Below are 14046 nucleotides of genomic sequence, written 5' to 3'. Positions count from 1 at the left end.
CCGAATGCCGTCCAGTCTGCACGCGGTGTAGCGAACGGCTCAAAGCGCGTCTCCCGCGCCGCAACCTATGGGATGTTCAGCAATGCGTGGATCTTTGCGACAGGAAGGTGGAGGCGCAGAGGCACGTCGGGCAAGGGCTGGAACCCATAACGCATATAGAGCTGCTTGCGCTTCTCGACCTTCGCCGGATCGCCACAGTCGAGAATGTCGAGGAGCACAAGGGCGATTCCGACATCCATCGCGGCGCGTCCGATCCTCTTGAGAGCGTCGGCAAGCAAGAGGCCTCCAAATCCCTTGCCCTGGAAACGGGCATCGACCCCGATCATCGATATGAACGCAGCGGGTATCTGACCATGCCCCGGCCGGTTACGCGTAAAAGAAGCGGGCAGGTGGGAATAATCGACACTGTGCGCGTTCAACGTGTAAAAGCCCAAAAGCTCCCCTTCGGGAGACAGAAGGACAAACGCCCGCACATTGTCCGCTCGGGCCAGCTTGCTTGCCGTCTTGCGCAAATAATTGTCGACTTGATCAATCCCGGACGAAAAAGCCGCCCGGTCGTGCCGCACCGGATCAAGCGGCTCGATGATCATCCCCTTATCAGTCACGAAACCTCGCTCTTATCGGCTTTCGATCATCTGGTCATGCCGGGCGAAGGCTTCGCGCAGAGCATCCGAGGGCGGACCCGGATTCTCGAAGGCATTGAGAATCGATTCATAATCCTTCCGGCTCAAAATCGTACGCTCGTGCGTCTGGATCGTCTCCAGTGCCGCCTTATACGCGGCGTTCATAACGAATACGGAATCATCGACACCACACCACGCCGCAGCCTGCTGAATCGCCTGCTTGATATGCGGCTTGGTACGAAAATTCATACGCACCGTGCTCCGCTCGTTGATTGCACCCGCTGCGTCATCACACGCTTGCATCGCCAAAGCCTCATCTTCACTGTTCCGCATATCATGTACGCCTTGCGGGCGCACATTTCAAGATCGATCGACTTCATAGCGACTCGTCCGATGAAGCAGATGCTGTGCCTTGGCATGGGGGGTCTGGCTATGCTGGTATCGACGCCGGCCCATGCCTCCAAATGCGAGGCGGGAACGATCTTCAATCCCATCACCAAGGTGCGCTGGACCTGCATCTTCCCCATCACCATCGGGGGCGTCCGGGTCGGCAGCTTCGACAAGCTCGATAAGGAACTGGACGCCCAGTCCGCCTCCAAGCCGCTCTGCGCCTGTCGGAAGGGCACCACCTTCTGGTTCGGCGTGAAAGTGAGCTTCTGGTCGCCCAACCGGATGATCGACGTCGTTACAGAACCCGGTTGCATGATGGCGCTGGGCGCCGACCTCATGCCCACCGGCGGCAAGCTCCAGGGGAGCCAGAGCAGCATCGCCGACGGCACCAACACGCGCAAGATGTTCGCGCAGATGCATTATTATATTTCCCCGGTCTGGAAGATGCTGGACATGTTCACGGACCTCCCCTGCATCGAGGATGACGGCTTCGACGTCGCCATGATCACCGAGGTGCTGCCGACCTGGCAGTCGGGGACTTTGGGCGCGATCATCCAGCCCGAGGGCATCTTGTTCGGCAATCCCGCCGCAGGGCTGGCCTGCATGGCCGATAGCGCGGCGGCTGCCGCCGGCAAGGTCATCGATCCCCTTTTCTGGTGCATGGGAAGCTGGGGCGCGACCTATCCGGTCGCGGGCGACATCCATTTCGATGACTCGGTCGAAGCCTGGGCCGGCATCGCGGCGCGCGGCACCTTCATGATGGGGCGGCTCGGTGCGCTGACCATTTCTTCCGCCGATGGCTGCTCGTTCAAGCCCCAGCCGATCTGGACCAAGAGCCGCTACAAGCTCCAGATCATGGAGCCGGTCAAGGGCGGCAAATGCGTCAATATCGGCCGCCCCGGTGCGCTCTGGTCTTCGGGCAAACATGCGCCCGGCAAGGACAACGCCCAGTTCATGGCTTTTGAAAAGGTGATCTGCTGCGCGGGAGTTTCGACCCCGTGAGCCGGTCCCTTCCCCCATCCCTCGCACCGATGCGGGCTTTTGCCTGCTCTGCCCGCCACAGCCATGGTGGCTGTCCCGCGCGGCGCGAGGACGGAGCGATGCCGCGGTCCCCCTGCGGCATCGCTCCACCTATGGTCAGCACGGCCGCCGAACCCCTGTCGGCGGTGGGCAAAACCCCTCTCCGGCCCGCCGTCGTGGTGGCCGTGCTGACCACCATAGGAGGCCAGGCCGCCTTTCGCGTACTGGGTGACGTCGGGGCATCGGGCGTGTCCCACTGCTTCCGACTGCGCCGCATGTCGCGCGCCGCCCCGGATGCCGCGTCATGAAGTGTCACGCGCTCCTCCTCTCAGCGGGCATCGCCATCTGCCTTCCCGCCGTCACCCAGGCGCAGACGATGGAGGAGCGCGCACGCAGCGCGGCCACCGCATCGCGAACGAAGACCGGCGACAGCGATGCCCTGCAAAGCAATTATCTCACCCCCAGTCTTGCCGGCCAGCCGGTCAGCACCATCGACAACAGCAAGAGCTTCGCGCCGAATATCGCCTGCCAGAAGACCGCGACGCTGCTCGAACTGCTCGCCCAACCCGCCTCGACCGGCGATATCGGCACGCTGCGCATCTCGCGCGACAAGGATCTCGACGGCTCGTTCGACGAAACGCTGAACGTGCCCGTACCCGTATCGGGCATCTGCGCCAATGGCATCATCTCCTGTGCGCCGGGCAGTTGGAACCAATGCCGCCCGTTTCAATGGGAGGTCGGCAGCAGCGGCAATCTCAAGCTTGGCGAGGTCGATCTCACGGCCCTTGCCGGCTGCTATTGCGTCAACAACAGCTGCGGCGCCAATCTCTCCTGGGGCAATATGGCCTCGATCCTCAAGGATCTGGGTGGCGGCGTTGTCGGGGCGCTCACCACCGCCGATCCCCGTATCGGCGTAGCCCAGGCTTCCATCGATGGTCCACTGATCCGCTATACTGGAGCGCAGACCACGGCCTGCACGGCTCAGCCCCAGCTTTCGGCGACCAGTTATCGGAGCAACCCCACCGCGATCCAGGGCGACGCCTATTCCGTCTCGCAGGCAAGCAGCGTCTTCCAGACCCTGGCCGGTTCCGCGGCCGGCAACGGTAAAGCGCAGCAGACCCGCAACTGCGCGATCGAGCGCGACATCACGGTCAAGGCATGGGGCTTCGACGATATCCTCGCGGTGCGTGGTTCGATCGCCGCGGTCACCAGCTGCGGAACCGGCTGCCGGCGTTATGAAATTCGCGGCTCCGGCACATGTGGCAGCGTGCCCCCAATCTACAGCGCGACTTTCGATCCCCTGGCTCCGGCGCGGATACGCTCCGCGCGCATCGTTGAAATGGGCGCGGACGACTGGGTCCAGGCAAGGGTCAACGGCCAGATCGTGGGTTATGCGGGAAAGCGCCCCTGGCTGGGGGAGGCCTTGCCCTCGGGCGACTGCCGTATCAGCGACGATCCCTGGTACAACAGGTCCGCCATCGACATCACCTCCCAGCTGCGCAGCGGCGCGACAATAGTCGGCGCGCGGGTGCGGGGTGGCGGCGACGGCAATTGGGGCTATGTCACTCTCGAAGTGCAGGTCGACACGTCCTGCGAGGTCAGCGAGCGGCTGGTCGATCTATGCTCGGGCTATGCCGCCGATCCCGCCTGTCATCTTGTGAGCGAGACGGTCGATGGTGTCGTGACCTTCAGGAATGGCGTCAACACCGGCATCAAGCCCCTGCCCTCCACCCGTCTGTTCGGCACGGGGGCATGCAGTTTCCAATATACGCGCGACTTCTTCGAACGCGCACGCCAATATGCATGCGTCATCGACCAGGCAGACGCCGGCGCACCGGACCTCAGCCGCGGCGCGTATATCATCGACCACTCGACCGAAACGCTGCTGGCGGACCGGACGACCGATGCCAGCGGCATGGTTTCGGCCTCGACCCGTCCCTTCTCCATGCCCGAACGGGGTTCCGTTACCGCCTGCGAGCCCATCTGCAAGACCCGAGCGCCCAAGGCCAATAGCGATGTGGCGATAGACGGTGTCGTCGGCGTCAGGCAAAATGACCCGGCCGGCTGGGACATATTTTACCACAGCTGCTCAGCGGACAATGTCTGCCCACTTGGGCAGGGGGAAGAGCTGGTTTCGGCCTGCGGCTGTCTCGACGATTTTCCCGAAGCCGTCGTCATGATGCAGACCGTGCGCCTGGCCGGCGCTGACCTCGCCTGCACGGCGGAGACACGCTGATGCGGTGGCGCCTTTCCTTGTTGGCCACCTTGCTGCTGGCGTCCAGCCTTGCGCTCACGATGACGCCGGCCCAGGCGCAGCCACTCTGCGCCGCCGACCTCGATGGCAGCGGCGATGCCGAGACCCCGGGGGAAACCGCCCAATGTTCCGAGATGACCGACGGCAGCTATCTCTGTCCGATCCAGCAGGCCGCCTGTGTCGCCGATGCGGTCGGCGCCTATAGCTGTCCGCTGGGCAGCCAATATCCGTGCGCAACACCCATTGGCGGAGGAACGCCCAGTTGCTCGCCCCATGCCTGCACATCGGTGATCGGCGGCGGCATCGAGGAGGAGGATCCGGTCGTCGACGATCCCGGCGCCCCCAATGACGGTCCCGTCGATGCCGATGGCAACTGCCTCGGGGCGATCGAGATCTTTGCCGGGCGCGCTGTTCGTTGCCGTCCGGCGGGCCTCAAGACCACATTCTCCAACTGCTGCAAGGATCGCGGCGAGATCGTGAAGGACGGGATGGGCTCATCCATTTCCTCGATCGGCACCAAGATCGCCATCGCCAAGGGCGTCTGGACCGGCATGAAAGCCGCCTACACCGCGTTCAAGGCGGGGGCGACTGCCTCCCAAGCGGCGAGCGCCGGTGCCAATGCGATCATCGTCGGCATCGATCCGACGTCGATCGCGATCAGCCTCGCCATCAACTTCATGATGGATTTTCTCCTTTCGGGCTGTGACCAACAGGATATGGAAGTGGGCATGCTCCGTGGTTCGGGCATGTGCCATGAGGTCGGCACCTACTGCGCGTCGACTATTCTTGGCGTCTGCGTGCAGAAGGCCAAGAGCCATTGCTGCTTCAACACCAAACTCGGCCGGATCATCCAGGAACAGGGCCGACCCCAGCTTGCCAGCTTCAACGCCGTGGGGTGGGGCACGGCGAAGAAGCCCTATTGCCGCGGGTTCACCGCTGAAGAGTTCCAGGCGCTGGATTTCAGCAAAATGGATCTCTCCGAATATTATTCCGACATCGAGGCGCGGGTCCAGTCGGACATCCAAATCGATATGAAGGACAGGATCGATGCCTATATGGAGACGGTCAATCCCTAGCCGCGCGCTTCTTGCAGCGGCGATACTGGTCGCCTCACCCTGCCAGGCGCAGAGTGAAGGGGACGCGGGCAATGCCCGGCAACGCGCGCAGGCGCAGGGCGACAGCGCCTTGCAGCACCTCAAGGGAGCGGTTGCGGGCGAGAAGGATCGTGCCGAGGCGCGCGGGCCTGATCGGCTTCCCGATCTTCCAGAGGCGACACGGCGCCGCGCGTTCGAGGGCCTGCGCAACCGCAAGCCGGACCCTGTCATGGATGCACGCGCCCGGTCGGCACTGACCTCCGGTCAGGACAACCTCGCAGCCCAGCGGGAGGTCATGGCAAAGCGCCTCGGTCAGGCCCTGGGACTGGAGGCGCCGGATATCACGGGACTGGCGGGTGCCACGCCACCCTCGGCGCAACATGGCTGGGTGCCGTTGCTTTTTGTCTCATCCTCCATGCCCATCCCGATTTTGCGGACCTATGCGGCACAGCTCGAAAAAGCCGGCGGCGTCATGGCCTTTCGCGGCGTGCCGGGCGGGATGACGAAGATCGGTCCGATGGCCAGGCTGTCAGCGCAAGTGCTGCGGATCGATCCAGGCTGCGACGGCCCGGCCTGCGCGATGCGCAATGTCCAGCTGATCGTCGACCCGCTGGTCTTCCGGCAGCACGGGGTCGCGCGTGTACCGGCGCTCGGCCTGATACCGGGCGATCCGACCCAGCCCTATTGCGAGCGGGACGATAATAGCCCGGCGAGCCGCCACATCATCTTTGGCGACGCTGCCCTGTCCGGTCTGCTCGAAGAATATGCCCGTCTCGGCGGCACGAAGGAGGTGGCCGATGCTCAGGCTCGCCTGGACCGCCGCTAGGGCGGCATGGCCCGAAATCAGGGCCACCCCGCGCAAAGCAGCCATGGCATTGGGAGCGGGCGGTCCCAACACCGCGCCACAACCGCGTCGTTTCTGGCAGGCCTGCGCGATCATCCTGCCGATCAGCGCCGTCGCCTGCTCAGCCTTGCCGCGGTTCACGCTGGTCATGTCGCCCTCGATCGACGCCTGGTTGGTCCACAAGGCGCCGGGCACCATTCGGCGCGGTGACCTTGTGTCGTTCAAGCTGCGGCATCCCCTTGCCGGCCCTGCCCCGGTCGATGTCACCAAATATGTACTCTGCATGCCGGGAGACAGGATCGAGATGATTGAGAAACCCTCGATGACGCCGGGCGCGAGGGATGGCTGGTATCGGTGCAATGGTAAGCTCATCGGGATCAGCAAGCCTGTCGGGCGGAAGGGGCAGCGCCTTCGTCATTGGCGGCCCACCGAGCCACATATCCCCGCCGGCATGGTCTATGTCGGTTCCTCTTATGCGGGTGGATTCGACAGCCGCTATTTTGGTCCCGTGCCCCTGCATCGCCTCACGCGGATGGAGAAGCTGCTATGAGCTGGCATCTTCCTGCCGCTCTTGGGGCAATCTCGCTGATCTCGTCACCGACAGCCGCGCAGACCGGTTCGCCGGGATCGGAACCAAAGCAAGGCTATTGGTGGTACGCGGCGCCAAAGCCGCAACCCCGAGACGAAGCCGCTGACCCGGACAGGCTGGCGAAGCCGGTGATCCCGCCCATGACCGAGCTTGCGGCATGGACGCCGCCCAAGATCCGCAAGCTGATCGAGCAACAGCGCGATTATGCCGCCACCGTGTTGACGGTCGATGCGGTCGCCAATTTCTGGCGGTTGCAGGATTTTGCCCGGCGCAAGGCGCGGGCCTTTGCCGGCGTGACGCAGCTCGCCATGCTCCAGCATCCCGAACTGAATTCCAAGTCGGCCAATCCGATGGTGGGCGACGCACGCGACCAACTGCTGGGCCAAAAGGATGCGGTCCGCCGCACCTATTTGCGCACACACGCCGGCGAGTTCGCGCTCGTCATGTTCTCGCGGACGAGTTGCGGCTATTGCCGCGTGCAGTGGCCGATCGTCCAGCGCTTCCAGGACGAGATGGGTTGGCAGGTGTCCCAAATCGACCTCGACCACCGGCCCGAGGTTGCGCAGCGCTTCGGTGTCGATGTGACGCCCACGACAATGGTGATCCGACGGAACAGTCCGCAACGCATGGTGATCGCTACGGGCGTGGAGGCCTATCCCAACCTCGCCCAGACCGCTTATCAGGCTGTCCGCCTGCTGTCCGGCGATATCCGGCCCGAGCAGTTCCTGACCGGAGCGGGTGAGGAAGACGGTTTCTTCGACGCGCTCGCCAATGGTCCCGTGGCCGCGGCTGATCCATTGGCGGACGGGCCGCAGGATGCCAACCCATGAGATTCTGGATGATCCTTCCATTCCTGGCGCCTTCGCTTGCCATGTCGGGCGCAATGGCGAGGCCCATCACGCGCGCGGATGCCATGCGCGCTGCGATCCACCCCGTTGCGACAAACGCGGATATGCAAAGATGGCTGTCCCGCGTGCCCGTAACCAAGGATTTTCCTCCGGATTTCGCTGCGACATTGGGAGGTGAGGCCTCGCTCTTCATCATCGAGATGACGACGGCGCCCGGATGTCTGCCCTGCGCGGACCTCTGGGCAAAGTTGGCGCAATATTCCCGGCATTATCATTGGCAGGTCCGCACCATCGGCGGCGACGAGGCCTTGCTGCGTTCCGGCCGGCTCGGCCTCCCCTGGGTCGGGCATCCGGTAGCATGGATCCGTCCCGTCGCCGATGCTGATCGCATCATCCCGATCGCGATCGGCACCGACCACGGCGTCAACCTGGCGCGCAATGCCTATCTCGCGGCCAAGATGCTGACGGGCGTGCGTCCGGCGGTCGGGCTTCGCGCGATGGCCAGGTTCACCGGCATCGTTGGAGCAGTTGATCGCGTTGGCGCGACAGTGAGGTCTTCCAGATGATCGGCAGCACGCACGCATCAAACTCCAGACATTCCCAGGCGGAAGCAACCCGACCGCCTGTCCATCAACCTCGCAATTTCGGATCATTGATCCAAATTTGCGAGGTTATTTCCCACGTCCGACCATCCTTGAAAATGCCGCGCATGGCGGGCCGGCATCTTCGCCTTCTCATTCCAAGAGGAAGCCCGCCATGCCTTCGCTCCGTCCTCGCTGTGCGCTGATCGCGCTCGGCCTGCTCGCCACCTGCGGCACGACCACGCCTGCATACGCCCAGGGCTGGGCGGAAAGCTGGTTCGACAATGTGACCTATACCTCGCCCGGCTCCTTCGAGGACCAGACGCGCGGCTATGTGACGGCGGGCGGCATGTCCGGGCGGGTAGATGTCCATGACGATTATCTGATGTCGCTCACCCTCCCCAAGGTGAAAGCCGGATGCGGCGGTATCGATATGTTCCTTGGGGGCATGTCGTTCCTCGACCCGGACTATCTGGTCCAGAAGTTGGAGAGCATCCTTCAGGCCGCGCCTGCGGTCGCATTCCAATATTTGCTCGAAACCCTCGACGAGAAAATGGGCAATATCATCTCGAAGATGGAAGCGGCGACCAATTACCTGAACTCCATCCAGGTCAATGACTGCCGTCTTTCCAATCGAATGGTGCAGATCGCCAAGGGCGACGACAATATGTCGGGCATCATCGAGGAGATGACCGGCTACAAGTCGGTGAAGGAAGGTTTCGCGAAAAGCTACCAGCAGAGCCGCGAGAAGATCCAGGCGAACCAGAATAATCCGACCGAGGATCTGAAGGACGCGCTCGCCAACTGCCCGGCCGAGGTGACCGATATCTTCCGTACCGGCTCGCTTCTCTCCCATGCCGCGACGCGGGTGGGCGCGGGCGATTGGGCGGGCGTGATGCGCGCCCGGGTGGGCGACGTCTATATGCGCTGGGACGCGACCGACAAGGTGCCGATCTTCTCGGCCATCCCCGCCTGCCCGCATCAGGACAGCGACAGTCCGCAGGATTTTCTCGCAGGCAAGGTCCAGAGCCGTTCGCTCAACATACCGCCGTCTGCCGCGGACTGCGTCCCGGACGGCGGCAAAGGGGCACTGGAACTTGCCCGGACACGGATGCAGTCGATCGCCACCAAGATCCGCACGCGCGCCGCGTTGACGGCCGAAGAGCGCCAATTTGTCGCCAATGTCCGCACGCTGCCGGTCTATCGCATGCTGGAATGGGGGGTGCGTGAGGGCGTGCCCGATTCCGTGATCGCCGACACCGACGAACTGGTGGCGCTCACCCTCGCCTATCAGATGCTCAACGATCTCACCCGATCGATCGATTTTGCGGTTTCCAATGCCGAACGGGGCGCGAGCGCCGCAGGCGCGGCCGATGCCGGCAACGCCAATATCTGCCAGACCCGCATTCTCTCCAAGGGCATCGAGCAGCTGAGGGATTTGCGCGAGGAGGTGCTGCGTCAGCGCGCGCAGATGCGGCAGAGCTATATGGCCGCGCTCAATCAGGCCAACCTTTCCGCCAATTATGCCGGGCTGCTGCGCACGCGGGATCGCGATGCGCGCGACACCGCCGGCACCGCTTCGAACAACAATCGATGAACCCTTTGGAGGCACCGCCCATGCGCCGCCTGTTTCGCTCGGCCCTTGCCCTGCCGCTCGCTTTGGCGGCAACGCCCGCGCGGGCTCTGGAGTCCAGTTTTCACACCTATGACGGCTTTGCCGAAACGGTGGATGCGTTCCGCCTGGTCTCGATGATCTTCGGCGATCCGCGCTATGAAACGCTGGTGCTGATCTGCGCGGTCGTGGGGATCGCGCTCGGCGTTGTGATCGCTTCGTTCCGGGGCCAGGGCATGGGGCTGGTTGCGTTCGGGTTCCAGATGCTGATCGGCATTGGCCTCTTCGTCGGCCTGGTCGCGACCACAGGTACGGTCCATGTCTATGACCGGGTCCGCAATGCCTATCAGCCGGTCGGCGATGTCCCCAATCTCATCGTGCTGGTGGCAGGTGTCACCAACCTCATGGAGCGGGCGCTCGCCGAGACGATCGACGACAACACCACCGACCCCAACGCCAAGCTGGAATTTGGCGCGGGCGGCCATGCCTTTGATCTCTTTCTGAACGCCGTTTCCCCACGCGGCCCGATGACCGACACCTTCCTCGACGCGACCATCAAGGACTATGTCCGGCAATGCTATCCGGTCGCCCGCGTCTCGCCAGCCTATGGCGTCGATGATGATCAGCTGTTCCGGGGTACGACGGACCTGCCCGCCTCCTTTGCGGCCATGGCCGGACCGGCGACCTTCAGCACCGTCTTCACCTCGGCCGATAAGGGCGGCACGACGATGAGCTGCCAGGAGGCCTGGGATCATATACAGTCCCGCCTCAGCGATCCGACGCTGTTCGACAACTATGCCCGCCAAGTCTGCCAGAGCAGCGGCTATGATGTCGCCGATGGTAACCAGCTGGCGCGGTGCCGCACGCGTCTTGGGCAGCTCGGCGACGGGATGATGGGTACGCCCCTCACCCTTCAGGCCTTCTTTGCCGATGTGCTGCTGGGCAGCAGCGTCGGCGATGTGCTGTTCGAGGATAGTCCGGCGACAGCGGCACGGGTGATGGCGAACCGGGCGGTGGTGTCGAGCGGGCTGTCCACCATGTCAGTGGCCAATCAATGGATGCCCACGATCCGCGCCACGGTGTTCGGGATCATGCTGTTCATGATGCCGATCGCCCTGCTGTTCATCCTGACGCCCATCAATCTGCGCGTTGCCAGTTTCGCCCTTGGCCTGTTCGTGTTCGTGGCGCTCTGGGGCGTCATCGATGCGGGCATCTATCAGCTGACCCTAGGCCGGGCGATGGCGGTGCTGGCCGAAATGCGATCCAATCATGTCGCCGCCAATGCGTGGATGCTGGCGCCGTCCGCCGCGCTGAAGGCCCTTGCGATCTTTGGATCGTTCCGGACCGCGGCCGCTGGGCTGGCTGGCGCGTTCGTGTTCACCGTGTTCCGCTTCTCCGGCAATGTGTTCTCGTCCTTCACCGGCGGCGCGCTTCAGGCGCAGGGCCAGGGCACGGCGGCAGCGACGCCCCTGATGACGCGGGAAGGCTTTGCCTCGGCGCTCGAAGCCCAGGCATCGGCCTCCGGCACGATGGCCCGCAGGGGCATGGCGTCGAACTTTGGAGATTTTGGGGAGCGCACGACGTTCAGCAGCAATCGGGCGTTCGGCGCGGCCGGAACCGTCTTGGGCGAGCATAGTGGCGGCCTCGCGGGCGGCAGCGCCTTCGCGCTGGGTGGCATCGACGCCGCGCGAGAACTGGGCGGCATCTCCCCTGCCCTAGTCGGGCGCGATCTCAGCAATCCGGCAACCGCTCAAGCGGTCCGGGCGAATGCGACGACGGGCGCCATCCATAATTTTGCCGAGAAGGATGCGTTGCGGGCACTCGGCACGACCTATTTTGGCGAGGGGCAATCGGGTGAGCGAGCCTTTGCGGCGTTCGCTCAGAATATGGTGCAATGGAAGGCGTTCGGTGACCAGCGCGCCTATGACATGATGCTGTCTGGCACGCAGCGGCATTTTGAGCGCAGCGGCTATGATGCCAGGGACGCGGCGCTCAAGGCGTCGACGCTCATCGGTCAGGCTTCGGCCGATCCAACCTTCGCCAAGATCACCGCCAACGCCTTCGATCAGGAGCAGATGTTGCGGAACGATCTGACGGGCGCGCAGGTGCAGGTCGGGGCGATGGAGGGCCGCCGGGATTATGCCGGTGATCATGTGGCAGCGACCGAGCGTAGCAATGTCGCCACCGAGCAGGCCTGGCGCACGGGCAACAATGCCGGTCACCGCAGCGCCGCCTCGATGCTCGGCCTGTCGCTCGATGAAACCAGCCGCCGTATCGGGTTCATCAATGCCTTGTCTGGCGAAGCGCGCTCCACGGCCATTACGCAGCTCTCCCGCGCGACTGGGCGCAATGAGGCGCAGGTGATGCGGGCGCTTGAAAGCTATAATGCCGCGACCCAGGTCGGGACCGCCGATGGCGCGACGGCCGAAGCGGCGCGCGAGGGCACCAGCGTCTATGGCCGTACCCGCGAGGCCGCCGGATATGATTTTGCCGAGCGGTCGGGCAAGCTCGACGCGCAGCGCGAGGTCGGGCTGGATGGAACGCGGTCTGCGGCCAGGATCGGCGAACAGCGCCGGGAAGCTGAGAATTTCGGATTTGCGCAAGGCGCTGCGGCCGCCGGCGCAACGGTGCGGGAAGCGGCGCGTCTCGACAGCTTTATCCAGGCCTTGAGCCGCACGGCGGGCAATCAGGTCGATATGGCCGAAGGTGGCGCGGAAGGCGTTGCCGATCGGGCGCGCAATGAGCGGCTCACCGGCATTGTCGACAAGGAGCGTCTCACCCGCATGCAAGGCCTTCTCCGTGAGAACGGCATTGGCCTCTCGAAGCGGCAGATTGCGATGGACCAGAATGGCGATCTCAACCTTAATCTGACGCCTGATACTGCCGCGCAGATGTGGCGGGCTGGACTGATCAATGAAAGCCAGCTGGGTGCGATTGCCGGTGGCGGGCGGGCGCGGTTCAGCTTTGCCCATAATGATCTGCTGGTCTCGAGCAGCACCGGGTTCAGCCGATCGGCGCGGTCCGACACCAGCACGCGGTTCGAAGCGGGCAAGCAGGCCGGGCCAGATACGGTCGAGCATTTTCTGGGCGGGGGTGCAGAGGGGCATGCCATGATGGCCAATTGGCTCAAGGGCGGGTTCGAGATGGACCGGAAGGGCAACTGGCGCCTCAAACCGCAGGTGGCTGACACGCTCCAGCGGGACGTCCAGGCGATCATGGTGCAGACAGGATGGACACGATCGCTATCCCGAAGCGCGAGTCATCAGGTGAGCAACCGGTCATCTTTTGGCACCAACATTGGAGGATCGGTGGAAAGTACAAGCGGCGCGAACCGTAGCATGCGACAGACACGCGGTAGTGTCGGTGGCCAGGTCGGGTTTGAAACATCTGACGCAGGCACTGGGGTCACTGACGCTCGAGCGAGCACTGACATTGTGAATTACGATGTACGTGAAGCGATCGCTGCGGCCGAACGCGCGGTTTCCCGATCATCTCGACCGGCTGACGAGTTTACTCGAGAATTGGGCCACCAAATCCTTGGCAACGAGGGTCTCCGTAACCGCTATCTCATTCAAGCTGATGCGGCTCGGGGAACACTGGATCTAACGGCACCTCTAACGTCCGTCGAACAGCATCAGATTTTAAAGAGTGGACGCTTCAGCGCTGATCGCCAGTCGGGAATGGGCGACGGCGATCCTGACTTCAAAGCCCGCTAATGGATCCCTCTCACATGTTCATTTCGCCAAGCTTCGCTCATTGGATTGCCTGGGTGCCAGTAGTAACTCGAATCGGTAGGATCGGTTGGGTCCATTTTTCGAAACGGATATCCACTCCGGCCAAAGTTGCTGAAGGAATCTTGCTCCGTCCCATCACTATCACCCGCAGCAAAATTGTGGTGAATCCATTCCTTGAAAAAGCCGAAACCCAGTACCGGTACGATCACAAACGGATGAAGTAATGCGCCGACCGGCACGACAATCGCGCCTGGAAGCAGATAGCCGGGCACCGCAAGGATTACAGCCCAGAATATCGCCGCTAATCCCAACCAGAGTTTGGCGTACCATGGATGCCAAAACCAATCCCTCGCCCGGGGTGACGCGTTTCTGGGATGACCATTTTCCGCGTTCGAATGGGGCGCATTCTGCTCTGCCATGGGTTCCTCGCTTCGCCACCACGATAGCATATCAAGTC

Annotated in this window: 13 protein-coding genes; 10 read left to right on the top strand and 3 right to left on the bottom strand. The window is 63.4% G+C overall.

Annotated features, from left to right (window positions below):
* Nucleotides 1–65 precede the first annotated feature (65 nt).
* Nucleotides 66–605 (bottom strand): GNAT family N-acetyltransferase, encoded by a 540-nt coding sequence (locus HHL26_RS01265; RefSeq protein ID WP_327752430.1) that lies wholly within the window; start codon nt 603–605, stop codon nt 66–68.
* Between the two features lie 12 nt (nt 606–617).
* Nucleotides 618–956: a DUF1778 domain-containing protein gene (locus HHL26_RS01260; RefSeq protein ID WP_240962257.1), complete on the bottom strand. Its 339-nt coding sequence runs from the start codon at nt 954–956 to the stop codon at nt 618–620.
* A 69-nt stretch (nt 957–1025) separates the two neighbouring features.
* Between HHL26_RS01260 and HHL26_RS01255 the strand changes: the two genes are divergently transcribed.
* The 10 genes from HHL26_RS01255 to HHL26_RS01210 all read left to right on the top strand — a co-directional run bounded on the left by HHL26_RS01255 (nt 1026) and on the right by HHL26_RS01210 (nt 13571).
* Nucleotides 1026–2015, top strand: coding sequence for a TraU family protein (locus HHL26_RS01255; RefSeq protein ID WP_176598887.1), 990 nt, complete (start codon nt 1026–1028; stop codon nt 2013–2015).
* Between the two features lie 98 nt (nt 2016–2113).
* A complete protein-coding gene (locus tag HHL26_RS01250) occupies nt 2114–2341 on the top strand; it encodes a hypothetical protein (RefSeq protein WP_140404698.1) in 228 nt (75 codons plus the stop codon).
* A complete protein-coding gene (locus HHL26_RS01245) occupies nt 2338–4269 on the top strand; it encodes a hypothetical protein (protein WP_169575772.1) in 1932 nt (643 codons plus the stop codon). The genes HHL26_RS01250 and HHL26_RS01245 overlap by 4 nt, the downstream gene beginning before the upstream one ends.
* Before the next feature lie 59 nt (nt 4270–4328).
* Nucleotides 4329–5363 carry a conjugal transfer protein TraN gene (traN, locus tag HHL26_RS01240; RefSeq protein WP_240962298.1) on the top strand — a complete coding sequence of 345 codons (1035 nt, stop codon included), beginning with the start codon at nt 4329–4331 and terminating at the stop codon, nt 5361–5363.
* The gene (locus tag HHL26_RS01235; RefSeq protein WP_169575770.1) at nt 5335–6207 is read left to right on the top strand and encodes a type-F conjugative transfer system pilin assembly protein TrbC; all 873 of its coding nucleotides are present in this window, start codon (nt 5335–5337) and stop codon (nt 6205–6207) included. The genes traN and HHL26_RS01235 overlap by 29 nt, the downstream gene beginning before the upstream one ends.
* The gene (locus HHL26_RS01230) at nt 6179–6775 is read left to right on the top strand and encodes a S26 family signal peptidase (protein ID WP_087576248.1); all 597 of its coding nucleotides are present in this window, start codon (nt 6179–6181) and stop codon (nt 6773–6775) included. Before HHL26_RS01235 ends, HHL26_RS01230 begins: the two co-directional genes overlap by 29 nt.
* On the top strand, nt 6772–7644 hold the full coding sequence (locus HHL26_RS01225) for a conjugal transfer protein TraF (protein ID WP_169575769.1): 873 nt from the start codon (nt 6772–6774) through the stop codon (nt 7642–7644). Before HHL26_RS01230 ends, HHL26_RS01225 begins: the two co-directional genes overlap by 4 nt.
* An 8-nt stretch (nt 7645–7652) precedes the next feature.
* Complete coding sequence (locus HHL26_RS01220) at nt 7653–8228, top strand: hypothetical protein (RefSeq protein ID WP_240962256.1); 576 nt, start codon at nt 7653–7655, stop codon at nt 8226–8228.
* Between the two features lie 190 nt (nt 8229–8418).
* Nucleotides 8419–9840: a conjugal transfer protein TraH gene (locus HHL26_RS01215; protein ID WP_169575768.1), complete on the top strand. Its 1422-nt coding sequence runs from the start codon at nt 8419–8421 to the stop codon at nt 9838–9840.
* Between the two features lie 20 nt (nt 9841–9860).
* Entirely contained in the window at nt 9861–13571 is a 3711-nt protein-coding gene (locus HHL26_RS01210; RefSeq protein WP_087575904.1) for a conjugal transfer protein TraG N-terminal domain-containing protein, read from the top strand.
* On the opposite strand, the gene HHL26_RS01205 is transcribed toward HHL26_RS01210, so the two are convergent.
* Nucleotides 13568–14008 carry a PrgI family protein gene (locus HHL26_RS01205; RefSeq protein WP_140404647.1) on the bottom strand — a complete coding sequence of 147 codons (441 nt, stop codon included), beginning with the start codon at nt 14006–14008 and terminating at the stop codon, nt 13568–13570. The two genes, HHL26_RS01210 and HHL26_RS01205, sit on opposite strands and share 4 nt — an antisense overlap.
* Nucleotides 14009–14046: the final 38 nt, after the last annotated feature.

It is taken from the genome of Sphingobium sp. TB-6 (genome assembly GCF_012927365.1).
Classification (GTDB): Bacteria; Pseudomonadota; Alphaproteobacteria; order Sphingomonadales; family Sphingomonadaceae; genus Sphingobium.
This window is presented reverse-complemented; position numbering and strand designations above follow the sequence as displayed.

What these genes read in the sequence shown, in the direction of transcription:
- HHL26_RS01230 (WP_087576248.1), top strand. Translation starts at nt 6,179, where the DNA reads ATGCTCAGGCTCGCCTGGACCGCCGCTAGGGCGGCATGGCCCGAAATC.
- HHL26_RS01220 (WP_240962256.1), top strand. Translation starts at nt 7,653, where the DNA reads ATGATCCTTCCATTCCTGGCGCCTTCGCTTGCCATGTCGGGCGCAATG.
- HHL26_RS01250 (WP_140404698.1), top strand. Translation starts at nt 2,114, where the DNA reads ATGCCGCGGTCCCCCTGCGGCATCGCTCCACCTATGGTCAGCACGGCC.
- HHL26_RS01260 (WP_240962257.1), bottom strand. Translation starts at nt 956, where the DNA reads ATGCGGAACAGTGAAGATGAGGCTTTGGCGATGCAAGCGTGTGATGAC.
- HHL26_RS01210 (WP_087575904.1), top strand. Translation starts at nt 9,861, where the DNA reads ATGCGCCGCCTGTTTCGCTCGGCCCTTGCCCTGCCGCTCGCTTTGGCG.
- HHL26_RS01225 (WP_169575769.1), top strand. Translation starts at nt 6,772, where the DNA reads ATGAGCTGGCATCTTCCTGCCGCTCTTGGGGCAATCTCGCTGATCTCG.
- HHL26_RS01245 (WP_169575772.1), top strand. Translation starts at nt 2,338, where the DNA reads ATGAAGTGTCACGCGCTCCTCCTCTCAGCGGGCATCGCCATCTGCCTT.
- HHL26_RS01205 (WP_140404647.1), bottom strand. Translation starts at nt 14,008, where the DNA reads ATGGCAGAGCAGAATGCGCCCCATTCGAACGCGGAAAATGGTCATCCC.
- traN (WP_240962298.1), top strand. Translation starts at nt 4,329, where the DNA reads ATGACGCCGGCCCAGGCGCAGCCACTCTGCGCCGCCGACCTCGATGGC.
- HHL26_RS01255 (WP_176598887.1), top strand. Translation starts at nt 1,026, where the DNA reads ATGCTGTGCCTTGGCATGGGGGGTCTGGCTATGCTGGTATCGACGCCG.
- HHL26_RS01215 (WP_169575768.1), top strand. Translation starts at nt 8,419, where the DNA reads ATGCCTTCGCTCCGTCCTCGCTGTGCGCTGATCGCGCTCGGCCTGCTC.
- HHL26_RS01235 (WP_169575770.1), top strand. Translation starts at nt 5,335, where the DNA reads ATGCCTATATGGAGACGGTCAATCCCTAGCCGCGCGCTTCTTGCAGCG.